We start from the raw sequence: 23309 nt of genomic DNA, 5'->3' as shown, positions 1-23309 counted from the left end.
GTCCTTAGGCTAATGCCTCGGTGAGCATTGAGCTGAATTGTTTCAGCAAAGTAGACGCTTGTTCGGGAGGTGTCTTAACTTCCACGAGCAAGGTACCCTGACCCTGTTCGAAATGTTGTTCGATAATGGTTTGGTAGCCGTTCAAGGTTTCTGGCGCAGCGTATCCAAGCTGGAATTGCGCAGCAGCATATTCAAAACTGAAACCATGAGGCATTTGATAAAGTGACTGTTTCTGTTGCTCAGGTACCGGCAACAAATCAAAGATCGCACCACCATCATTGTTAGTCACAACAATAACCATCGGCGTTAAATTATGAGTCAGCAAAGCCAGTGAGTTGAGGTCGTAAAGCAGAGAAGTATCACCAATCAACATCAACAGAGGGTTCTGGTTAACTTTCACTACACCCGCAGCCGTTGCCACCAAGCCATCAATGCCCGATGCACCACGATTACTGTAAACTTGATTCGCAGATATTGACGACAGCATATCCACCAGCCTTACCATCAAGCTGTTTCCCACAAACAACTCTCTGTCTTTAAGTCTAGACGACAAGTCAACTGCAACACTCAACTCTGTCAGTTGGTCATTATTGGATATTTGTGCGAGTGCGAGTTGCTGAACGGTATTTGCAACCTTGATTAATGGCGTCGCCCAACCCGAATATTTACCTAACAAAGTTGGCAGGTGTTGATCGGTGATCCATAACTCGATATTAGCAACAATATGAGTTTGCGGCAGATGGTCTTGGTTTATACGGTGCGCATCAGGTGAAACGACAACATATTGAGTGCTATCGAACAAAGCCGCTTGTGACTTAACCCATTGGTTTAATCGCTTAGAAACAATACGCTCACCAAACTGAAGAATGAAATCACACTGGTTGAGTTGCTGTTTAACGGAGTCACTCTGTAACCACAGATCATAATGCTTCCAATCACTGTTCACGCCCGATTGAGGATCACAGAAAATCGGCCAACCCAAAGCAGAAGCAAACTGCTGCGCTTTTGTCGCCGCTTTTTTATCAATCGAACCAATAATCACCGCACCTTTACGCGCTAGATAATCGCCCGGCGCTAATGGCTGTACAGTCAAATGATTGGGTAAACAAGTATTAGAATACGGGCTTGTTGACGAGATCCACCTTGCGACACTGTTAGTGTAGTCAGCATACATATCAGCGCTGTTGGCTGAATAGAGTGGCTCAGGGAACGGACAATTGATGTGAATGGCTCCGCCGACACTACGTTGCTTAGCGAGTGCGCTATCAACTGATGTCAGTAGCCAGTTCAAAGGCACTTGCGTGGTTGGACTTGGAAGGTTTAGCGCCGTTTCAACATGGGACGAAAAGATGCCCTGTTGCTGAATCGCTTGGTTAGCGCCGCAATCCACTAAATCGATTGGTCGATCAGAAGTCAGTAGGATCAGTTTCTCTCGTGTCAAACCAGATTCAGCCGTCGCAGGAAGCAAATTCGCAACAGCGGTTCCTGATGTCACAATCACCGCAACTGGTTTATCACTTGCTTTTGCTAAGCCTAAAGCTAAAAATCCAAGACCACGCTCATCAAAGTGCGTGTGTAAGGTTAACTTGGGGTTGGCTTCAGCTTCGAGAGTTAACGGTGTTGAGCGAGATCCCGGTGCAACACAAACATGTTCAACACCACTGCGGGCTAACTCTTCTAGTAACGTGTGACACCAAACTCTATTTAATACGGCTTGGTCGTGAATCATGACGCCACACCCAGCGGTGGGTGATCAGAAATTAGGCTGAGTAAAGTAGACATCTTCTTGTTCAATTCTTGCCACTCATGTTCGGCAACCGATCCCGGCACGATCCCCGCGCCAGCAAACAGCTGTACTTGATCATTTACAATCAAGGCGCTTCGAATCGCTACGCAGAATTCAGCTCGCTGATGGCTGATATAGCCCACAGAACCTGCATACCAACCTCGGGCAAACGGTTCGTGTTCAAGAATAAAATCCATCGCTTCTTTACGCGGCAAACCCGCTACAGCAGCAGTTGGCTGTAATGCAGCAAGTAACTGCACACCATTAACACCATTATTAAGCTGAGCATGGATATTGCGCTTCAAATGCTGCACCTTACGCAAGCGCACTAGACGGGCATCCTTTTCAACATGGACCGTTTGAGAATGAGGAGTGAGACGCTCAATGATGTCGTCGACCACATACTGGTTCTCGTTGAGGTTTTTGCTGTCTTGTGAAAGCCAGTTTGCTAGCTCCATATCTTCGGTCGCGTTCTCGCCACGACCAATGGTCCCAGCCAGTGCTTCTGTATCGAGCTCAGTGCCATGTCGGCTATATAAGCGCTCAGGCGTTGAACCAATAAAGCTGTGTTTAGAATCCAGCACCAACATAAAGTGGAAGCTGTGGTGATTTTGCAGATAGCTCGCTTTAAGTAGTTGAGCAGCACATATAGGAGCATCAAGTTGCAGCGTGGTTTTACGCGCTAAAACCACTTTCTTATATTCTTCGTCACTGATGCCTTTGAGTACCTTCTCGACCAAACCGCCCCACTGTTCTCTTTCTGGAACGTGGTTAATCTGTTCAATATGAGCAGACAAGGGAGCCAGTATCGCCGCTTCCACAGAAAGCTTATTCAGAGCATTAATAGAAGAAACGCGATCAGGGGACAAGTTAACTGCCAGCGACCAAGTATTGTCAAAGCGGATCAATTCAACCTGAGGAAGGAAGAAAAACGACTCCATGCAACGACGGTTCTTTGCGGTGTGCCCGTCAAACGAGCGTCCACCCCAGATTCGTTGGTCTTCACCAAGAATCGCGTAAGCGGGTGCAGGATCTGAAAACGTATGTAACTGTCCGAGCGCAACCACCTCTTCACGAGTGTCGCGTGACTGCCAGTAGAACTTAGGAAAGAGCGGTTGAGCATGAAGCCATTCAATAAATGCAAACGATGGTTTTTGCGTTAGAACTTCAACACAACGAACTTCACTTGCTTGGGCATTTTGTACTCGCTCAATCAAAGCGGAGATAGTTTGTTGGAAATGTGACAAATCGACCTCGTTCACATCTAAATTATTATTATATTAGTTTGATACTTTATGGGCAGTACCCACTTAGATCAAGAATGTACTATATCTTTTCAACATTCCTGTGATTTTAAGCGATCCCGCCCCTTTATTCATCTTAGCCAATAACCAACAAAGCTATTAATTAAAATTTAGAAAAGAGTGACAACAAAAAGGCTAAACGTGACACTGAAATGCGACATTCATCAGATTTTTATTCTATCAAACGCCATTTTGCGGTACTTTAATAAAGTATTTAAATTAATTTCAGGAAATCGGCAATGCAAAATATCGGGATGTCGTCAAAACTCAACAGCGTATGCTACGAAATCAGGGGGCCTGTACTCAAACATGCTAAGCGCATGGAAGAAGAAGGGCATAAAATACTGAAGCTTAATATTGGTAACCCCGCCCCATTTGGTTTTGACGCCCCTGATGAAATCCTTGTTGACGTAATCCGTAACCTACCGACATCTCAAGGTTACTGCGACTCAAAAGGCATCTATTCAGCCCGTAAAGCGGTTGTTCAGCACTACCAGAAAAAAGGCCTACGTAATCTTGATGTAGAAGACGTTTACATTGGTAACGGCGCATCAGAGCTTATCGTTATGTCTATGCAGGCGCTACTGGATAATGGTGATGAAATCTTAGTTCCCGCTCCGGACTACCCACTATGGACAGCGTCTGTTGCGCTTTCTGGTGGTACACCGGTTCACTACATGTGTGATGAAGATGCTGATTGGTATCCAGATCTAGATGACATGCGTGCGAAGATCTCACCAAAGACGCGCGGCATCGTTCTTATCAACCCGAACAACCCAACGGGCGCGGTATACAGCCGTGATTTCCTGCTGCAAGTGGTTGAGATTGCTCGTGAGCACGGTTTGATCATCTTCGCCGATGAAATCTACGACAAAGTACTGTACGACGGTGCGGTACACACTTCAGTGGCAACGCTTGCTGAAGACGTACTAATGGTCACGTTCAACGGCCTATCTAAAGCTTATCGCGTATGTGGTTTCCGTGGTGGTTGGATGTTCTTAACAGGCCCTAAACACCTAGCAAAAGGCTACGTTGAAGGGCTAGAAATGCTGGCCTCAATGCGTTTGTGCGCCAACGTTCCGATGCAACACGCTATCCAAACCGCACTCGGTGGCTATCAGAGTATCAATGAGCTGATTCTTCCAGGCGGTCGACTGCTTGAGCAGCGTGACCGTGCATGGGAACTAATCAACAAGATCCCTGGCGTTTCTTGTGTGAAACCGAAAGGCGCAATGTACCTGTTCCCTAAGATCGACACCAAGATGTATAACATCAAAGACGACCAAAAATTTGTGCTCGATTTCCTTAAGCAAGAGAAGGTACTGTTGGTTCAAGGTACGGGCTTCAACTGGCCGAAACCGGATCACTTCCGCATCGTGACTTTGCCACACATTGAAGACCTTGAAGTGGCGATTGGTCGCCTAGAGCGCTTCTTGCAAACTTACAGCCAAGACGATCTCGTCGACGCTAAATAAACACAACGAGAGATGGCTACAATTTGCTGTTTTAAAAGACTTTAACTTGTATTCATTCACTTCTATGCTTAAAAGGCTCCTATTTAGGAGCTTTTTTGTATCCGCTGTCTCGTATCCCTGTATTGAACACCAATACGAGTGGAGCATTGTTTAGAAAGGACGATTATGAAACAGAGCCATTTCTTTGCCCATCTCGCACGTATGAAGCTAATTCAACGCTGGCCTCTGATGCGATCTGTCTCAAGCGAGAACATCTCAGAACATAGCCTACAGGTTGCTTTCGTGGCCCATGCCTTGGTACTTATCAAAAACAAGAAGTTTGATGGCCAGCTCAACCCTGAACACATTGCTCTGCTCGGCATGTACCACGATACCAGTGAGGTACTAACTGGCGATCTGCCTACCCCCGTCAAATACTACAACCCAGACATTGCCCAAGAGTATAAGAAGATAGAAGCCGCCGCAGAGCAGAGACTGCTTTCGATGCTGCCAGATGAATTCCGAGATGACTTCGCCCCATTTTTAATATCTGGGACAGCGAGTAAAGAAGAGCAAAGCATCGTCAAGCAGGCCGACACCATCTGTGCTTACCTCAAATGCTTGGAAGAGCTCAGTGCGGGCAATCATGAATACGAGCAAGCCAAGCGCCGACTGGAAGAGACACTCGAACAACGCAAAAGCCCAGAAATGGACTACTTTCTCACCACATTTGCGCCAAGCTTTGAATTATCACTAGACGAGATAAGCTAGCTGGGTATAAGTTGTTTTTAATTAGCTAAATAAAATCAATTTGATAGGTGCTATTTTGAATTCTCTACTCGAACCACCCTTTGTACTCGAACAAGAATGGCAGCATCGAAATGACGATGAACATAAAATAAGACGTGATGATCACCGTAGCCCATATCAACGTGACCGTGCGCGCGTGCTTCACTCTGCTGCTTTTCGTCGCTTACAAGCGAAAACCCAGATTCATGGCACCATGGTGAATGACTTTCATCGAACACGCCTTACTCACTCTCTTGAGGCCGCTCAGCTTGGCACAGGTATCGTTGCTCAACTGAAGAAAAAGCAACCCGAGTTTCGAGACCTATTACCCTCAGACAGTTTGATTGATTCACTGTGTTTGGCTCACGACATAGGTCATCCGCCATACGGACATGGCGGCGAAGTCGCACTCAACTACATGATGCGCGGCCACGGTGGCTTTGAAGGCAACGCTCAAACGTTTCGTATTGTCACACAGCTAGAGCCTTACACTGAACATCACGGAATGAACCTATCTCGACGCACTTTGTTAGGTCTGATTAAGTACCCTTCTCTGCTTAGTGAGGTTCAAGCTAAATTGCAGTCTGAGCCCGTTAAGCATCAGCGACAACTCCGAGCCAAAGATTGGATGCCAGCAAAAGGCATCTACGATCATGATGAAGAACTGTTTAACTGGGTACTGGAGCCGCTTTCAAGCAGCGACCAACTGCTTCTAAAACAGAAAAGAAAAACGCATACCGATCCACTTGAACACAATAAGACCAAATATAAGTCGCTTGATTGTTCGATCATGGAGCTTGCTGATGACATCGCGTATGGCGTACACGATTTAGAAGATGCGATTGTGCTTGGGTCTGTGACCAAAGCTCAGTGGGTCGAATCGGCTTACCCTCAACTGAAAGAGATGGCCGACCCTTGGATTTGTGAACATCTAGATTCAATTACAGAGATGCTGTTCTCTGGTGAACAGTATCGTCGAAAAGATGCGATTGGTGGAATCGTCAACGCACTGTTGACCAGTATCTCTATCAAGCGAGTAGATGCTAGCTTTGAGAGTGTGCTGTTGGCTTACAATGCGGTGCTTGAACCTAGCATGGACGGCACGCTCGATAAATTGAAACACTTTGTCAGCGAGTTCGTGATTCAAGTGCCTCAGGTTCAAGTCATCGAATACAAAGGCCAGCAGATCATCATGGATATGTTTGAAGCATTCAGTGCGGATCCTGAACGCTTGTTGCCACTGCCAATCAAGAAGCAATGGCTACAGCATCAAGATGAATCAAGAAAGATGCGCGTGATAGCGGATTACATTTCATCAATGACTGATGATCTTGCGCAGAAAATGCATCAGCAACTGTTCTCGGCTCATACCGAGTTTTAACTCCTGGCTCACTCTACTCAGACGCTTTAATCTAAGTAGTTTTTCTCAAACACGCCCGCCGGCATTTGATTGATTTGAAACTGAATCATTTGGTCAAATGCCGTAAGCAACGGGCTAAAGTCGCCATCACGCTCTAACAAGCTAAGCAAATGATAGCCAGCTTCAACTGTTGAAAGGCTGTTTTCACTGGGTGCTTTGCGAATTCGATAATTACCCTTGAGATCTTTTGGTAAGTGGACCGTGTTCAACGCATGCAAGTTACTCGACACTTGCCACATCTTGAATGCTTTCTTCCACGTCCCATCCAATAAAATCACACGTAGCTTCTTGCTTGGGTATGTTGCCGACTCAACAGACACAGAGTTTTCACTTGGGTATAAAATCACATGTTGGTACTGTTCATCGGCCAGCAATGCGTTGAGTTGTTCATTGTCTGAAAAGTCTTCACCGACAAACGTCACGCTATTACTTAAAGATAACGAGAGAATACGTGCAGTTCCCATCGGACGATGCTCTTCTGATGGGTGCTGAAGAATGATAAGCTCAACATTCGATTCGAGTGGTGTAATCCACTGACAAATACAAGCTTTCAAAGCCTTGCTGCATTGGGGGCAATAACGAGACATGGATTTAATGTGTACCCTGTTTTAATTTTCACTTCACTTTTATGCGTCTTATTCCAACTTGAGCCAATACAAGCTTGGGTCGTTTGGGATAGCAATGCGATTGCCGAGGGGCAATGGTGGCGAATCCTAACAGGAAACTTTTCACATACCAACTACTCACACCTTCTGATGAATCTAGCAGGCTTGTGGATCATCAGCTATCTGTTTCAACCGAGTAAAAAACAGCTTGTTGCTGCTTTGCTTGTGATTAGTTTAGCGACTGGCGTCGCTCTGTTATTTTCGAGTATTCAGATCTATGTTGGCCTATCTGGCACTTTGCATGGGTTGTTTGGCTTATTCGCGCTCAAAGAGGCTTTAAACGGCAGGAAATCTAGTTGGCTATTAGTATTGGGATTAGTCACTAAAGTCGCTTGGGAGCAGCTGATTGGCCCTTCTAGTACGACTGGTGAACTGATTAACGCTCGTGTCGCGATTGAAGCCCACCTAGCAGGTGCACTGGCCGGGGGCTTCATAGCTATCGTTTTATACCTAACCAATAAAGAAACGGATCAAAGTTGAATTCTTTCGCGGTTCTTTTTAACTGTCGCTTCACCTATCCCTTTCACACTCGCCAAGTCATCAGCAGTTGTAAACGTACCGTTCTGCTCTCTATAGTCGACAATCTCTTGGGCTTTTTTGTCACCCACACCAACCAGTAGTGCTGATAGCTCCTCTGCTGTCGCTGTGTTGATGTTAACCGTAATCTCAATGCCATCGTAAAGCTCAACCTTGGTTGGGCTGTCTGCAAACACGGCAGGGCTTAAAAGCATCAGAAATGAAAGAAGTAATGTTGAGTATATCGTGCGCATAAATCGGTTCCTTTGTTCAAAAAAGGTAACTTATGCATTTGCCGCGCTAGATAACACAATCACCAGACAAAAATAAAGCGGGCCACCTAAGTGACCCGCTTTGTTATACATCTTGTTTTCATCAGTTCGTTTGTTAGCTCACAAATCTGATTTATCGAATAAACCTAATTTGCAAAAACAACAACCATCGCATGTTGACTCTCGGTAGTCAGTCACCAAACAGGCTTAACTACCGAGCTAAGCTAACTCAAGCTAACCTGAGCTTACTGACCTTGACCCACTACGTAATATTCAACGTCTGCGTTTTTACGAAGTACGTTTAGTACGTTAGTCAGATCTTGTTGGTTGCCAACTCGCTCCAATTGTGCACCAATTTGAGTGCTGTAAGCTGGGTTAATTTCAGCCGTTACTTTAGAAAGCTCAACAACAACGATGTTACCGTCTTGGTCTTTAGATTGACCGAACACAGCTTGGCCTGCTTCTGGTTTCGCTAGAGCGAATACAGATGCTGCTAATGGAGAGTTACGGTCAATCGTTTCAAGCTCTGTGAACTCAAGGTTGTTGTCCGCTAGCACTGCTTCGTTACCAGCTTTAAGGTCGCTAACTAGAGAAACACCTAGCTCAACAGCTTGCTCTTCTGCTTTTACAGCAGATAGTGCAGCCACAACTTGATCTTTAACTTCTTCAAGAGGAAGAACTGTCTCGTCGCGAGTCTCTTCTACACGAACAACAATCACGTGCTCAGGAGCCACTTCGATGACTTCAGAGTTTAGACCGTCTTCTTTCACTTCAGGGCTCAAGATAGCTTGCATAACTGCAGGCGTCATCAGAACTTCTGGAGCGTCAATTTGAGAGATGAAATCTGTTGTTGTGATCTTCGCATTGATAGCTTCTGCAGAATCATCTAGAGAGTCTGGGAATTCAAACGCTACTTTTTCTAGCTCAGTTTGTTGCTCGTAGAACTGGTCTACAGCGTGCTGGTCTAGAAGCTCTTGCTTAATCTCTGCCGCTACTTCAGTGTAAGGCTGAGCTTGAGACGCTTTTAGTTCGTCTAGCTTGATGATGTGGTAGCCGAAATCAGATTTAACTAGGCCAGTCGTGTCACCAATATTCTCAAGAGCGAAAGCCGCGTCTTCGAATGCTGGGTCCATCACATCGCGCTCAATCCAACCTAGGTCACCGCCAACGTCTGCACTACCGAAGTCGTCAGATTTCTCTTCCGCTAGCGTAGCAAAATCAGCGCCTGCATTTAGCTCGTCTAGGATAGACTGAGCTTTCGCTTCGTCATCGCCTTGAACTAGGATGTGGCTAACTTTACGTTGCTCTTCAGTTGAGTATTTGTCTAGATGCTCTTGGTAGTATTTCTGTGCTTCTTCATCGCTTACTTCAAGCTGAGACTTAAGCGCTTCAGCAGAAAGCTCAATGTAAGACACCTTAGCTTGCTCTGGACGAGTATAAGCCGCAGGGTTCTCTTGGTAGTACTGTTCGATTTGCTCGTCAGTTAACTCGATGCCTTTTGCTAGGTCAGCAACAGACAGTGTCACCGTGCGAATGTCACGAGTTTGTGCGATAAGCTTGCTCTGAGTATCGATTTCGCCTTGAAGAACGAATTCACTGCCTTGAAGTGCAGTCACAAGCTGGTTGCGCATTAAGTCACGACGCATGTATTCAGCGAAGCTCTCTGCGCTAAAACCTGCACGACGTAGTGCCGATTGGTAAACTTCTTGGTCGAATTGACCAGCTGTTTGGAACTGAGGCATTTCTAGAATCATGGTACGGATTTGAGAATCACTGATTCGTAGGCCTAAAGACTCAGCTTGCTGCTCAAGCAGTACATCGTTGATCATGCGATCAAGTACTGATTTACGGAAAGACTCTACGTATGCAGGGTCTGCAAGCATTTGAGCGAAGTAATCGCCAAGTTGAGACTGCATGCGATTACGTTCGTTTTGATAAGCCTGTTCGAACTCACCACGAGCAATTTCTGTGTTGCCAACTTTAGCTGCTGCGTTGTTACCGCCACCGGTGATGTAGCTGCCTACACCTGCGAATACGAATGACAGGATAATCAACCCAAGGATAATTTTTACCGCGATGCTATTCACGCCTTCGCGTAATCGATCCATCATAATTTAAGTGCTCTCCGGATATGAAGCATTGGCTTCAAAATAAAAATCTATTCACGCGATATTATCAGAAAAAGAAATGCGCATCAGTAGGATGCGCATAATTTAAATAAGTTCAATGTGCTTTGTACACATACTGTTTAAGAATGAAACATCATTTTTCAAACAGTAAACGCATTTTACAGCCTTCCCCTCGCAAAACCGAGGTTTCAGCCGTAGAAATTAGTTACATGCGTCTTTAAGTGCTTTACCCGCCTTGAAGCCAGGTACTTTAGCTTCTGCGATTTGGATCTCTTCACCAGTTTTTGGGTTACGACCTGTACGAGCAGCACGAGTACGAACACTGAAAGTACCAAAGCCAACAAGTGCAACTTGGTCGCCTGATTGTAGCGTTGTGCCAACTGCTTCGATGAATGCGTCTAGAGCGCGGCCAGCTGAAGCTTTAGAGATGTCTGCGTTTTCTGCGATTGATTCTACTAGTTGTGTTTTATTCACTGTTTTTCCCCTATGTGTCATCTGTGACTACTTCTTGATGACTGTACGTTCCATTTTGGTTTTAATTTAGCCGCAAGCCTTATTGCAAAAGGGCTGCCGCTTTGATCAATAACTTAGCGTCCAAAAAAAACGCTGACAAGCCTTTTCGGGCCTATCAGCGTAATTCTTTACTTATTTTTGCTATGCATCACTATTTTTTCACATCAAACTCGACCCCTGACGGATCTCGTTCTAGCGCTACTTTGAGTACTTCATCAATCCACTGAACCGGGATCACCTTCAAGTCAGCGATTACGTTGTCTGGAATCTCTTCCAAATCACGCTCGTTGTCTTTAGGAATCAGTACAGTTTTGATACCGCCACGGTGTGCTGCAAGCAGTTTTTCTTTCAAGCCACCGATAGGTAAAACTTCACCACGAAGGGTAATTTCACCTGTCATACCGACCTCTGCTTTAACAGGGTTACCCGTCAAGCTAGACACTAATGCAGTACACATTGCGATACCCGCACTCGGGCCATCTTTCGGTGTAGCACCTTCCGGTACGTGAACGTGAATATCGCGCTTTTCGTAGAAATCTGAGTTAATACCCAGTTTTTCTGCACGAGAACGAACCACGGTCATTGCCGCTTGAATCGATTCTTTCATCACATCGCCAAGTGAACCGGTTTGCGTTAGCTTACCTTTACCCGGCATTGCTTCAGTTTCGATAGTCAGTAGATCACCACCAACTTGAGTCCAAGCTAAACCAGTCACTTGACCAATACGGTTACTTTCATCCGCTTTACCGAAGTCATGACGTTGAACGCCTAAGTACTCTTTCAGGTTATCAATATTAACCGTTACAGACTTAAGGTCGCTGTCTAGCAAGATGTTCTTCACTGCTTTACGACAGATCTTAGAGATTTCACGCTCTAGGCTACGTACACCCGCTTCACGCGTGTAGTAACGAATGATGCCGATGATTGCAGAGTCTTCAATCTCAATTTCGTGAGGCTTAAGACCGTTGCGTTGAACTTGCTTGTCCAATAGGTGGCTCTTAGCGATGTTCAGCTTTTCATCTTCTGTGTAACCAGACAGGCGAATCACTTCCATACGGTCCAATAGTGGGCCAGGAATGTCCATCGAGTTAGATGTTGCAACAAACATCACATCAGATAGATCGTAATCGACTTCTAGATAGTGATCGTTAAATGCATTGTTCTGCTCAGGGTCGAGTACTTCTAGAAGTGCTGAAGATGGGTCGCCACGCATATCAGAAGACATCTTATCGATTTCATCTAATAGAAACAGTGGGTTCTTAACGCCAACTTTAGACATCTTCTGGATTAATTTACCCGGAAGTGAACCGATGTACGTACGACGGTGACCACGAATTTCAGCTTCATCACGAACGCCGCCTAGCGCCATACGTGTGTACTTACGACCCGTTGCCGCAGCAATCGAACGACCTAGCGAGGTTTTACCTACACCAGGAGGACCAACAAGACAAAGGATCGGGCCTTTTAGCTTGTTGATACGGTTTTGTACTGCCAAATATTCAAGAATACGTTCTTTAACACGCTCTAAGCCGTAGTGATCTTCGTTTAAGATCTCTTCCGCTTTCGCTAGATTCTTTTTAACTTTTGAACGCTTAGCCCAAGGAACGCCCACCATCCAATCAATGTAGCTACGTACTACTGTTGCTTCAGCAGACATTGGCGACATCATTTTCAGTTTTTGCAGTTCTTGCTCGGTTTTTTCACGAGCTTCTTGAGGCATTTTTGACTCTTCGATCTTCTTCTTCAGAGTCTCGAATTCATCAGGTGCATCGTCCATCTCGCCAAGTTCTTTCTGAATCGCTTTCATTTGCTCATTCAGGTAGTACTCGCGCTGAGATTTTTCCATCTGCTTCTTAACGCGGCCACGGATGCGTTTTTCAACTTGCAGGATGTCAATTTCTGACTCCATTTGGCCCATCAAGAACTCCAGACGTTCAGTCACATCTAAGATTTCTAGAACGTGCTGCTTGTCTACCAGCTTAAGTGGCATGTGCGCAGCAATAGTATCAGCTAGGCGAGCCGCCTCATCAATACCGTTAAGAGATGTTAGAACCTCTGGTGGAATTTTTTTGTTTAGCTTAATAAAGCCTTCGAATTGATTAATCGCACTGCGAACAACCACTTCTTGTTCTTTTTCGTCAAGTTCTGAGGTAACAACGTATTCGGCATCCGCTAAGAAGAACTCACTTTCTTTGAATTGGTGAATTTTTGCACGCTGCTGACCTTCAACAAGTACTTTGACAGTACCATCAGGGAGCTTTAGTAACTGAAGAATGGTAGCGACTGTACCTACGTTAAATAGATCGTCGATTGAAGGCTCATCAGTGTCCGCTTCTTTCTGCGCTACAAGTAGTACTTGTTTGTTAGCTTCCATTGCCGATTCAAGGCATGTAATCGATTTTTCACGACCAACAAACAATGGAATAACCATGTGTGGGTAAACCACTACATCACGTAGAGGTAGCACGGGGATTTCGATACGCTCGGAACGTTCCAAGTTCATATATTTCTCTCTTCCGCTTTAACTTATAAAGCAGTATATGGGGCTTAAACGACTGGATTCAATGGAAGAATAAAAAAAAGGAGGTAATTGCTTACCTCCTTTTTCAATTTGAGCGACTTGTCTAAAAAAGACCTACTCTGCAACAGCTGCTTGGTTATCTGAGTTGCTGTAAATCAATAGTGGTTCTGACTCACCATTAATTACCGACTCATCAATCACAACCTTGCTTACATCAGTTGAAGATGGCAGTTCATACATAGTTTCTAGCAGAACACCCTCCAAAATAGAGCGTAGACCACGAGCACCGGTTTTACGATTCATTGCTTTCTTAGCAATTGCGCGTAGGGCGTCTTCACGGAATTCTAACTCTGTATCCTCAAGCTCAAATAATGCTGCGTACTGTTTTGTCAGTGCATTCTTTGGCTCACAAAGGATTTGGATTAGCGCTTCTTCATCAAGCTCTGTCAGTGTTGTTGTAACAGGTAGACGACCAATGAATTCTGGAATCAGACCGTACTTCACTAGATCTTCAGGTTCTACTTGAGTGAACAATTCACCGATAGTTTTGGTTTCATCTTTTGAACGCACTTCTGCGCCGAAGCCGATACCTGAACCAGTTTCTACACGTTGCTCAATCACTTTATCTAGGCCGGCAAACGCACCACCACAGATAAATAGGATCTTAGATGTATCCACTTGCAAGAACTCTTGCTGCGGATGCTTACGACCACCTTGAGGTGGAACTGAAGCCACTGTACCTTCAACAAGTTTTAGTAGAGCTTGCTGTACACCTTCACCAGACACGTCACGCGTGATTGATGGGTTTTCAGCTTTACGAGAAATCTTGTCGATTTCATCGATGTAAACAATGCCACGTTCCGCTTTCGCTACGTCGTAATCACATTTCTGAAGCAACTTCTGGATGATGTTTTCAACATCTTCGCCCACGTAACCCGCTTCGGTTAGTGTTGTTGCGTCTGCCATTGTGAATGGAACGTCTAGGAAACGAGCCAGTGTTTCAGCCAATAGTGTTTTACCACTACCAGTAGGACCGATAAGAAGAATGTTACTCTTACCTAGCTCTACGCCTTCAGCTGTCGTATCACCATTACGTAAACGCTTGTAGTGGTTATAAACTGCAACTGCTAGCACTTTCTTCGCGTATTCTTGACCGATTACATAGTCGTCAAGATGCTCACGAATCTCACGCGGCGTTGGCAGCGATTCCGATTCTTTCTTAGGAAGAACATCTTTAATTTCTTCACGAATAATGTCGTTACAAAGATCGACACATTCATCACAAATGTAAACAGAAGGACCTGCGATTAACTTGCGAACTTCGTGTTGGCTTTTGCCACAGAAAGAGCAGTAAAGCAGTTTACCGCTACCACCCTCTTTGCTTTTATCTGTCATTCGCTAACCTCTTAGCCTTTACTCTCTATGCTTGAGTGTATATCAATTTGAATCACTTTGCGTTAAACAATTGCCCTGCAATTATTGACCGCGGTGATTAAGAACTGAATCCACCAAGCCGTATTCTACTGCTTGATCAGCAGACATGAAATTGTCACGATCTGTATCACGCTCAACAACTTCTAGAGGCTGACCCGTGTGCTCTGCCAATAGTTTGTTTAGCTTTTGCTTGATCGTTAGGATCTCTTGCGCATGAATTTGAATATCAGACGCTTGGCCTTGGAAGCCGCCAAGTGGCTGGTGAATCATTACACGTGAGTTTGGAAGCACGTGACGCTTACCTGGAGTACCACCCGCTAGTAAGAATGCACCCATAGAGCAAGCTTGACCCATACATACTGTGCTCACGTTTGGCTTGATGAACTGCATTGTGTCGTAGATAGACATGCCTGCTGTTACGCTACCGCCAGGTGAGTTGATGTAAAGATAGATATCTTTGTCTGGGTTTTCTGATTCCAAGAAAAGCAGTTGAGCCACGACAAGATTTGCCATGTGGTCTTCCACTTGACCTGTTAAGAAAATGATACGTTCTTTTAATAGACGAGAATAAATATCGTAAGAACGTTCACCACGGGAAGTCTGTTCAACCACCATAGGAACTAGTGCGTCCATAATCGATGGCATTGTGTTTTTTTCTTGGTAGCTCATATTCTTATGTCCCTAAAATAAATGGCCCGAATGATTAAATCATACGGACCATTGTTAGCAGAATTGTTGACCGTACGTCAACCTTCTACGTCAGATATTACTATATTAAGCAGGTTGCTGATTCATTAGCTCGTTGAAGCTAACTTCTTTATCAGAAACTTGAGCTTTAGCGATGATTGCATCAATAGCTTGCTCTTCTAGAGCAACATTGCGCATGTTGTTCATCATTTGCTCGTTTTGCTCGTAGTAAGCAATAACTTCTGTTGGATCTTCGTATGCTGTAGCCATCTCTTCGATGATAGCTTTAACTTTCTCGTCGTCAGCTTTTAGCTCTTCAGTCTTGATTACTTCACCAAGAAGAAGACCTACAACTACGCGACGTTTAGCTTGCTCTTCGAACAGCTCACGTGGAAGTTGGTCAGCAGCTTCAGTGTTGCCACCGAAACGTTGAGCAGCTTGTTGACGTAGAACACCGATTTCTTGATCGATTAGAGCAGAAGGTACGTCGATATTGTTTTCGTTAACTAGACCGTCGATAGCTTGCTCTTTGATGCGGTTCTTAACAGCTTGCTTAAGCTCACGCTCCATGTTCTTACGAACTTCAGCTTTAAGACCTTCAACACCGTCAGCAGCTCCGAACTTAGAAACGAATTCTTCGTTTAGTTCAGGAAGTTCACGAGCTTCAACTTTGTTCAGCTTGATAGAGAACTTAGCTGCTTTACCTTTTAGGTTTTCAGCGTGGTAATCTTCTGGGAAGTTTACGTCGATTTCGAATTCCATACCTGCTGTTTTACCAACGATACCGTCTTCGAAGCCAGGGATCATGCGACCAGCGCCCATCTCTAGTGGGAAGTTCTCAGCTTTGCCGCCTTCGAATTCTTCACCGTCGATAGAACCAACGAAGTCGATAGTTGCACGAGAACCAGCGTCAGCAGCAGCTTCAACTTCAGTCCAAGTTGCTTGTTGCTTACGTAGAGTTTCGATCATTTCTTCAACGTCAGCTTCTTTAACTTCTACTGCTGGTTTCTCAACAGTGATGTTTTCTAGACCTTTCAGCTCAACTTCTGGGTAAACTTCAAAAGTTGCGTTGAATACTAGATCAGCGCCTTCGTTGTTTTCAACTGGTGCGAAAGTAGGTGCGCCAGCTGGGTTGATTTTCTCTTTAACGATCGCTTCGATGAAGTGACGTTGCATTACTTCGCCCATCACGTCTTGACGTACTGCTTTGCCGTACATTTTAGCAACCATCTTCATTGGCACTTTGCCTTTACGGAAACCATCGAAACGACGGTTTTTCGCGATGTTGCGTAGTTCAGCTGTAACTGCATCTTCGATGTTAGCAGCAGGAACAGTAATATTAAGACGGCGCTCTAGGCCTTCTAGCGTTTCAACAGTAACTTGCATTATATAAACCTCAAAACTGGCTCAGTAATCTGAGCATATGAGCCGTAACTTAGCTTTAATTCAAAAGCCGACGTTGTTGGCTGCATCCTTGTGTAGTGCTCTATCCGAACACCTAATTTAAAATCGAGCATTGATGTCTGAATTGATTATTCAACCAAACACCAGACTAATCAGCGATATCTTCGTTCTTCACACGTCGATTAAAACGTAATAAAGCTTGTTTTCAGAAACAAGAAAGGTATCTCCGATTAGCCTCAGGACAGAAATTTTAGACGCGACATTCTAGCGATCTGTTTAATCTCTGTCGAGCCGTTCACCTCTGCATGATGATGAATGCTCTAAATTCGTCCAACTAAGTGATACAAAAACGATCAAATCATCACTTAGCACAACAGAAATGGGGACAATAGCGACTTTTTCAAGGGAATCGAGGGCTTTTTTTGCTAAAAACCTTAAAAAGAGATCTTGCTCTTGTTTTACCCCTCAGAGTCGATAAGTTTTTCAACAATCCCCGTTACAAACCCTTAACCTACCCCCATCTGTCCACTCTCTGCTTTCAGCAAAAACTACCGCTATTTGCTACCATAAACGAGAGAAGACAGGCTTGAGTGTTTACCAAAGAAATTAGCGGAGAGCCTTCATGTTTCAAGCTTTTAGAATCCCCATATTATTAATGGTCACATACAGTTCACTGATGGTGTTTGGCGGTCATTGGGTATGGAGCACAAGTCATGAAAGTTTGTTAAATGATCACCAATCTAACTTAGACCGCTTTTCCGTCCACATTGCCAGCCAATTGGATAAGTTTGCCCATATCCCTGAGCTTCTTTCGAAGGATAAAGAGCTAGTTGATGCCCTGCACTCACCAAGCAACACTGCTCAGATAGAGCTAACCAATCGCTACCTAGAGCACGTCAACACTGTGATTCAGGCGTCCGACACCTATTTATTGGATAGCATCGGTACCACTATCGCAGCCAGTAACTGGAACCTAAAACATTCTTTTGTCGGACGCAATTTTGCCTTCCGTCCTTATTACCAACAAGCTATTCAAGGACATGAAAAGCAGTACTTCGCTTTAGGTTCAACTTCAGGAAAGAGAGGCTACTATTACTCTTACCCGGTCTCTTATGCTGCTGAAATCATTGGCGTAATTGTGGTAAAAATGGATTTATCTTCGATTGAAGCAAGCTGGCAAGGTAAACAGAGTTTTTTTGTCGCGGATGATAAAGACCAGATTATTTTTATGTCTAGCAATCCTGAATGGCTATTCAAAAGTCTTCAGCCTCTCGATGATACACAACAAGCTCGCATTCGCGAAAATCAGCAATACCTCGATACCCACATTGAAAGCCTCCACTTCTCTGGAGATCTAGAGGGCGCAACCAGCAGCATTCGTTCATCTCACCCGTTAGTTAAAGAGAAGTTTTTCACCTCTTCACGCTTTCTACCTGATCCTGGATTAACGGTCAGGGTCTTCTCCCCTACCCACTTGGTTTGGTGGGACTTGATCGCCTATATGGTGGTACTGAGCTTGGTCTTTGCAATCATTTATCTGGTCATTCAACTTAATCTGCACCGTCAACACCGACGCGCCCAGATCGATAGGTTGCAGTCAGAAGCTAACCAGAAGCTAGAATTTCAAGTACTCGAAAGAACCTCTGAGCTACACGTAGAGATCAAGCAACGTATCGAAACCGAGCGGGTACTCAGACACACCCAAGACGAGCTCATCCAAGCGGCAAAACTGGCGGTATTGGGCCAGATGTCAGCAAGTATTAGTCATGAATTGAATAATCCACTCGCTGCGATTCGTAGTTATGCTGACAATGGCCGACTGTTTCTAGCCAAAGAGAAAACAGATCGTGTCGATGACAACTTATCGCGTATTTCATCGCTCACCGACCGCATGGCGAAAATTAGTCAACAGCTTCGCTCCTTTGCTAAAAAGTCGACAGCGGAAGAGCTACACATATTACAGATCCTCCCCGTATTGCATTCATCTAGGGAGTTGATGAAGCCACAACTCAAGAGTGAACGAGTTAAGGTCAACGAACTCCCTGAGACCTTTGATGCTTGCGTGCTCGCCAACGCCATTCAACTGGAACAGGTGATCATTAACCTGCTGACCAACGCAATTCAGGCGATGGAACAACAAGACGACAAACTATTAGCTATTCTGTTAGAGATTAGGGAGTCCGACCATCAACAAGCCAAGACCTTACTGATTCATGTCGATGATAACGGTCCCGGTTTCACCTCCCCTTCGAACGGAAACTTTTTTGAACCCTTCCATACCACCAAGAAAAACGGACTTGGATTAGGGCTATCGATTTCTCAGCAAATAATCAGCGGAATAAACGGCAAACTCGTTACCGGTAGAAGCCCTCAAGGTGGTGCTCGATTCAGCATAGAGTTGCCCCTTGTTGAACAAGAATAGCAAGCAAAAACTCAGCAATAACCAGAATACAAAGAAGTAAAGGAATCACTATGTGTCACGTCTATTTCATTGATGATGAATCCGATCTAAGAATGGCGATTGAACAGAGCTTCGAGCTCGCCGACATTGATGCCGAATTCTTTCCCGATGCGGAGTCTGCTCTGCTCGCGATTCAAGAAAACGGCTTACCTCACGTGATCATCACTGATATCTGTTTACCGGGTCTTTCCGGGCATGATTTGCTCAACACAGTGATGCACAAGGACAAAGAGATCCCCGTTATTATGATTACTGGTCACGGCGATATTTCAATGGCCGTTCAAGCAATCCAATACGGCGCTTACGACTTCATCGAAAAACCTTTCGCCAATGAACGCCTAATCGAAACCACCAAACGAGCGATAGAAAAACGTCAACTCACCCTTGAGAACCTTGAATTAAAACGTTCACTTAAGGCCAGCCAAGCGCTCGGCCCAAGAATCATTGGTGACACGCAATCAATGACGGAGCTTCGGTCTATCATCACTCACGTTGCCGACACCAACGCAGATATTTTGTTATTTGGCGAAACAGGTACAGGCAAAGAGTTGGTCGCACGCTCTTTACATGAACAAAGCAGCAGACGAGAACAAAACTTCGTCGCAGTCAATTGCGGTGCGGTCCCCGAAAACCTGATTGAGAGTGAGCTGTATGGTCATGAGAAAGGTGCATTCACTGGCGCAGAAAGCAAACGAGTGGGTAAATTTGAATTTGCTCAAGGCGGAACTCTATTCTTAGATGAAATTGAGTCCATGCCGATGCAGGCACAAATTCGTTTGCTGCGTGTATTGCAGGAACGCGTCATCGAAAGGGTTGGGTCTAATGGTTTAGTCCCGCTAGACATTCGAGTAATTGCGGCAACTAAAATTGACCTAAAGAAAGCCGCTGAAGAAGGTACTTTCCGCCAAGACCTCTATTATCGACTCAATGTAGTGACCCTAGATTTACCGCCGTTAAGAAGCCGACAAGAAGATATCCCAGCACTCTTCCACCACTTCTTACTGGTCGCTGCAGCGCGTTATGGCAAGACAGCCCCGGCACTTCCACAAAAAGAACTGCACGCGCTTTTGGCTCATGATTGGCCCGGCAATGTACGTGAACTACGTAATAGCGCTGAACGCTTCATCTTACTCGGAAAGCTTGCTCAACTGGGGGATAGTGCGAACTCAGAGACCCATTCAGACGCCAGTACTAGCCTATCGGACCAAGTGTCAGAGTTCGAAAAAGCGGTGATCGAGCGCGCGTTGATTGAGAATGAAGGGAGTATAAAATTAACCATGTCTCAATTAAATGTCCCAAGAAAAACGCTTTACGACAAAATGCAGCGTTATCAAATCGACAAAGATAATTTTAAGTAAACAATAGATTTTGAAGTGAAAAATTAAGCTGCGAAATACAAGAATCAACAACGAAACAAAACGCAAAGCGCAACTTGATCTGAACGTATATCGAAACTGGCAGAGATAACATTCCTCTTCCATAATTCATATGTCGACTTTAAGGATAAGTTGCATATGAATGAAAAAACGACCATTCCTGTCATTGTAGATACAGTGCTAATTGATGACCATTATGAAGTAGAAAGAAGATCTGGGCGCGAGCGAAGAAAGAAAAAACTGCGCTGGAAAGGCTACGACAGACGCATAAGCGGCACATTACGGCGCGGGAAAAAGAAAGCGATAGATGAAAAAGTATAACTCTTCATCTATCGCTGTTATCCCTATTGATAATAAACCGTCCGTTAGATTAGCCGTGTATCTAAACCGCCAACTACTTGGTTATGATCTCTGGACCCATCAATGTGGTAGGTAACCATGTCGATACCCAAGGCACGTAAGTGACAATAATCAGGAATAAGAACATCACGCCAACCCACGGCAATGCGGCTTTTACCACGTTCATCATCGACATCTTCGCGACACCTGCGGTCACAAACAAATTGAGCCCGACAGGCGGCGTTATCATCCCTATCTCCATGTTCACCACCATCATGATACCAAGATGAATTGGGTCGATACCGAGCGCAATTGCAATTGGGAAAACCAAAGGTGCTACGATGATCAGCAAGCCCGATGGCTCCATGAACTGCCCACCGATCAAGAGCAGAACGTTCACCACAATCAAGAAGGTGATCGGCCCTAAGCCTGCAGAAAGCATAGACTCAGTGATCATTTGAGGAATACGTTCTTCTGTCAGTACATGCTTGAGAATCAACGCGTTCGCAATGATAAACAGCAGCATGATAGTCAGCTTACCCGCATCATAGAGTGTGTCTTTGGTGTCTTTGTGACAAAAGGTTTGGAACACTTTCACCAGCGCAGGCTTGGTATTGTTCTTGTCAGCGAAAGGTCCCATATCTTTATAGATAAAGTTGGCAATAAAGAATGCGTAAACCGCTGCAACAGCCGCCGCTTCTGTTGGTGTAAAAATACCGCCGTAGATACCACCCAGAATGATGACAATCAGCAGTAGGCCCCAACTCGCATCCTTCGCTGCTGCAAACATCTCGCCCCAGCCCACAAAAGGCTGTGCTGGAATCTTCTTAATACGTGCCGCAATGTAGATAGCAATCATCAACATCACACCCGCCAGCAGACCAGGAATCACACCGCCTAGGAACATACGGCCTACCGATACATCCGTCGCCGCAGCGTAAACGACCATCACGATTGACGGTGGAATCAAGATACCCAAGGTACCTGCGTTACAGATAACCCCTGCCGCGAATTCTTTTGTGTAGCCGTTTTTGATCATACCTGCGATAACAATACTACCGATCGCTACTACCGTTGCAGGAGATGAACCAGAAAGGGCTGCGAACATCATACATGCCACAACCGACGCCATCGCCAAGCCGCCACGGAACCACCCCACCATCGCGATAGCGAAACGAATAATACGTTTAGCCACGCCGCCAGTAGACATGAAGCTAGAGGCCAAGATAAAGAAAGGAATCGCTAAGAGTGTGTAGTGGCCTGCAAATGCATTAAACAGCGTTTGTGCGACTGAAGCTAATGACGCATCTGAATGCATCAACAAGAATATTACGCTCGATAAACCTAGTGAAATTGCAATTGGTACACCGACCAACATGAAAGCAATTACCATTAAAAATAGAAATAACATTGCCATGATTAGTCTTCCTTACCTTTAGATTTGGTACTCGACTCATTCGCTTTGTTCTGCGGAGTCGAATTCAATACCGCTGTCGCATCTTCGTCAGAGCCCGCTAGCACGTCCGCTTTCAACGCATCCAACTCTTCTTCCGCTTCGTGTCCTGCAATCATGCGGTCAAGCTTGCCTGTTACTACTTGGTAAGCAACTTGAGCAAAACGGAACGTCAGCATTGCCATGCCAATCGGCAGCGCCATATAAGGAATAAAACGTGGCAGTTTCTCGTATCGCTCGCCTTCATTTAGCCAGTCAGCAAGAAACTGAAGCATCTCTGGCATTGGGATATCATCGGTCTCATACCATGCGCGATCGGTCGCGAATGGGTACCAATAATTCCAAGAGCCGATAAGAAGTAAGATTGAAAATGCTAGGCAGCTCGTCACGGCGATTAGCGCATACACTTTGCGTAGCTTTTCTGGGGCAAGGTTGATGATCACATCAACACCAATGTGGAAGTGTTTTTTAACGCCATAAGATGCGCCCACTAACACCATCCAAGCAAACATGAACACCGTCAGCTCCAGTGCCCATAAGATGTTGTCATTGAATGCGTATCGAAATACCACATTGGCAAAAGTAAGTAGCGTCATTGCGCCAAGAAAAAATGCGATTAATGACTCTTCAATCACATCCGTAACTCTTCCGACTTTGGAAAAAAGAGAGGTTTCCAATGCTGATTCGCTAGAATTTGGTTGTTCCATTTGAGGCTTTTCCATAATTGACTCCGCTTATAATTGTTTTAATAAGGAGTGACGAATACTCGCCACTCCCTTAGCGGTG

The 23309-nt window shown here is 45.1% G+C and carries 19 protein-coding genes and 1 pseudogene; 7 read left to right on the top strand and 13 right to left on the bottom strand.

Going from position 1 to position 23309, the window contains the following annotated elements; genetic code table 11:
* Window positions 1-4: 4 nt before the first annotated feature.
* A complete protein-coding gene (gene menD, locus FTW16_RS15375) occupies window positions 5-1729 on the bottom strand; it encodes a 2-succinyl-5-enolpyruvyl-6-hydroxy-3-cyclohexene-1-carboxylic-acid synthase (protein WP_146491722.1) in 1725 nt (574 codons plus the stop codon).
* Window positions 1726-3033, bottom strand: coding sequence for an isochorismate synthase MenF (locus FTW16_RS15370; protein WP_146491721.1), 1308 nt, complete (start codon window positions 3031-3033; stop codon window positions 1726-1728). Before FTW16_RS15370 ends, menD begins: the two co-directional genes overlap by 4 nt.
* Window positions 3034-3329: 296 nt before the next feature.
* Between FTW16_RS15370 and FTW16_RS15365 the strand changes: the two genes are divergently transcribed.
* The 3 genes from FTW16_RS15365 (at window position 3330) to FTW16_RS15355 (ending at window position 6714) form a co-directional block, all read left to right on the top strand.
* Complete coding sequence (locus tag FTW16_RS15365; RefSeq protein WP_026084153.1) at window positions 3330-4565, top strand: pyridoxal phosphate-dependent aminotransferase; 1236 nt, start codon at window positions 3330-3332, stop codon at window positions 4563-4565.
* 165 nt (window positions 4566-4730) lie between these two features.
* Window positions 4731-5315, top strand: a complete 585-nt coding sequence (gene yfbR, locus FTW16_RS15360; RefSeq protein WP_146491720.1) for a 5'-deoxynucleotidase — start codon at window positions 4731-4733, stop codon at window positions 5313-5315.
* Between the two features lie 55 nt (window positions 5316-5370).
* Entirely contained in the window at window positions 5371-6714 is a 1344-nt protein-coding gene (locus FTW16_RS15355; protein ID WP_146491719.1) for an anti-phage deoxyguanosine triphosphatase, read from the top strand.
* 26 nt (window positions 6715-6740) lie between these two features.
* Here the strand turns inward: FTW16_RS15355 and FTW16_RS15350 are convergent, their stop codons facing one another.
* The gene (locus tag FTW16_RS15350; RefSeq protein ID WP_146491718.1) at window positions 6741-7340 is read right to left on the bottom strand and encodes a tRNA-uridine aminocarboxypropyltransferase; all 600 of its coding nucleotides are present in this window, start codon (window positions 7338-7340) and stop codon (window positions 6741-6743) included.
* 9 nt (window positions 7341-7349) lie between these two features.
* On the opposite strand from FTW16_RS15350, the gene rrtA reads away from it, so the two are divergent.
* Window positions 7350-7898 carry a rhombosortase gene (rrtA, locus tag FTW16_RS15345; RefSeq protein WP_146491717.1) on the top strand — a complete coding sequence of 183 codons (549 nt, stop codon included), beginning with the start codon at window positions 7350-7352 and terminating at the stop codon, window positions 7896-7898.
* Here rrtA and FTW16_RS15340 read toward each other — a convergent pair.
* From FTW16_RS15340 to FTW16_RS24880, 8 genes and pseudogenes are all read right to left on the bottom strand, one after another.
* Window positions 7889-8188: a ComEA family DNA-binding protein gene (locus FTW16_RS15340; protein WP_146491716.1), complete on the bottom strand. Its 300-nt coding sequence runs from the start codon at window positions 8186-8188 to the stop codon at window positions 7889-7891. The genes rrtA and FTW16_RS15340 overlap by 10 nt on opposite strands.
* Window positions 8189-8451: 263 nt before the next feature.
* On the bottom strand, window positions 8452-10317 hold the full coding sequence (gene ppiD / locus FTW16_RS15335; RefSeq protein ID WP_146491715.1) for a peptidylprolyl isomerase: 1866 nt from the start codon (window positions 10315-10317) through the stop codon (window positions 8452-8454).
* A 219-nt stretch (window positions 10318-10536) separates the two neighbouring features.
* A complete protein-coding gene (locus FTW16_RS15330) occupies window positions 10537-10830 on the bottom strand; it encodes an HU family DNA-binding protein (RefSeq protein ID WP_012604504.1) in 294 nt (97 codons plus the stop codon).
* Between the two features lie 169 nt (window positions 10831-10999).
* Window positions 11000-13351: an endopeptidase La gene (gene lon / locus FTW16_RS15325; RefSeq protein WP_146491714.1), complete on the bottom strand. Its 2352-nt coding sequence runs from the start codon at window positions 13349-13351 to the stop codon at window positions 11000-11002.
* Window positions 13352-13483: 132 nt separating this feature from the next.
* Complete coding sequence (gene clpX / locus FTW16_RS15320; RefSeq protein WP_009847283.1) at window positions 13484-14764, bottom strand: ATP-dependent protease ATP-binding subunit ClpX; 1281 nt, start codon at window positions 14762-14764, stop codon at window positions 13484-13486.
* Window positions 14765-14845: 81 nt separating this feature from the next.
* A complete protein-coding gene (gene clpP / locus FTW16_RS15315; RefSeq protein WP_004736080.1) occupies window positions 14846-15472 on the bottom strand; it encodes an ATP-dependent Clp endopeptidase proteolytic subunit ClpP in 627 nt (208 codons plus the stop codon).
* Between the two features lie 105 nt (window positions 15473-15577).
* The gene (gene tig / locus FTW16_RS15310; RefSeq protein ID WP_017106221.1) at window positions 15578-16876 is read right to left on the bottom strand and encodes a trigger factor; all 1299 of its coding nucleotides are present in this window, start codon (window positions 16874-16876) and stop codon (window positions 15578-15580) included.
* A 294-nt stretch (window positions 16877-17170) separates the two neighbouring features.
* Window positions 17171-17353 (bottom strand): annotated as a pseudogene (locus tag FTW16_RS24880) (hypothetical protein); the annotation flags it as partial.
* 163 nt (window positions 17354-17516) lie between these two features.
* Between FTW16_RS24880 and FTW16_RS15305 the strand changes: the two are divergent.
* The 3 genes from FTW16_RS15305 to FTW16_RS15295 all read left to right on the top strand — a co-directional run bounded on the left by FTW16_RS15305 (window position 17517) and on the right by FTW16_RS15295 (window position 21052).
* Entirely contained in the window at window positions 17517-19316 is a 1800-nt protein-coding gene (locus FTW16_RS15305) for an ATP-binding protein (RefSeq protein ID WP_146491713.1), read from the top strand.
* 50 nt (window positions 19317-19366) lie between these two features.
* The gene (locus FTW16_RS15300; protein WP_146491712.1) at window positions 19367-20713 is read left to right on the top strand and encodes a sigma-54-dependent transcriptional regulator; all 1347 of its coding nucleotides are present in this window, start codon (window positions 19367-19369) and stop codon (window positions 20711-20713) included.
* A 156-nt stretch (window positions 20714-20869) separates the two neighbouring features.
* On the top strand, window positions 20870-21052 hold the full coding sequence (locus tag FTW16_RS15295) for a hypothetical protein (RefSeq protein WP_146491711.1): 183 nt from the start codon (window positions 20870-20872) through the stop codon (window positions 21050-21052).
* A gap of 73 nt (window positions 21053-21125) precedes the next feature.
* On the opposite strand, the gene FTW16_RS15290 is transcribed toward FTW16_RS15295, so the two are convergent.
* Both FTW16_RS15290 and FTW16_RS15285 read right to left on the bottom strand, forming a co-directional pair.
* Window positions 21126-22487 carry a TRAP transporter large permease gene (locus FTW16_RS15290; RefSeq protein WP_048661477.1) on the bottom strand — a complete coding sequence of 454 codons (1362 nt, stop codon included), beginning with the start codon at window positions 22485-22487 and terminating at the stop codon, window positions 21126-21128.
* A gap of 2 nt (window positions 22488-22489) precedes the next feature.
* Window positions 22490-23245: a TRAP transporter small permease gene (locus tag FTW16_RS15285; RefSeq protein ID WP_146491710.1), complete on the bottom strand. Its 756-nt coding sequence runs from the start codon at window positions 23243-23245 to the stop codon at window positions 22490-22492.
* Window positions 23246-23309 lie beyond the last annotated feature (64 nt).

This window comes from Vibrio sp. T20 (assembly GCF_007858795.1).
Classification (GTDB): domain Bacteria; phylum Pseudomonadota; class Gammaproteobacteria; order Enterobacterales; family Vibrionaceae; genus Vibrio; species Vibrio satsumensis.
The sequence above is the reverse complement of the archived record's forward strand: the minus strand, read 5'-3'. Positions and strand labels throughout refer to the sequence as shown.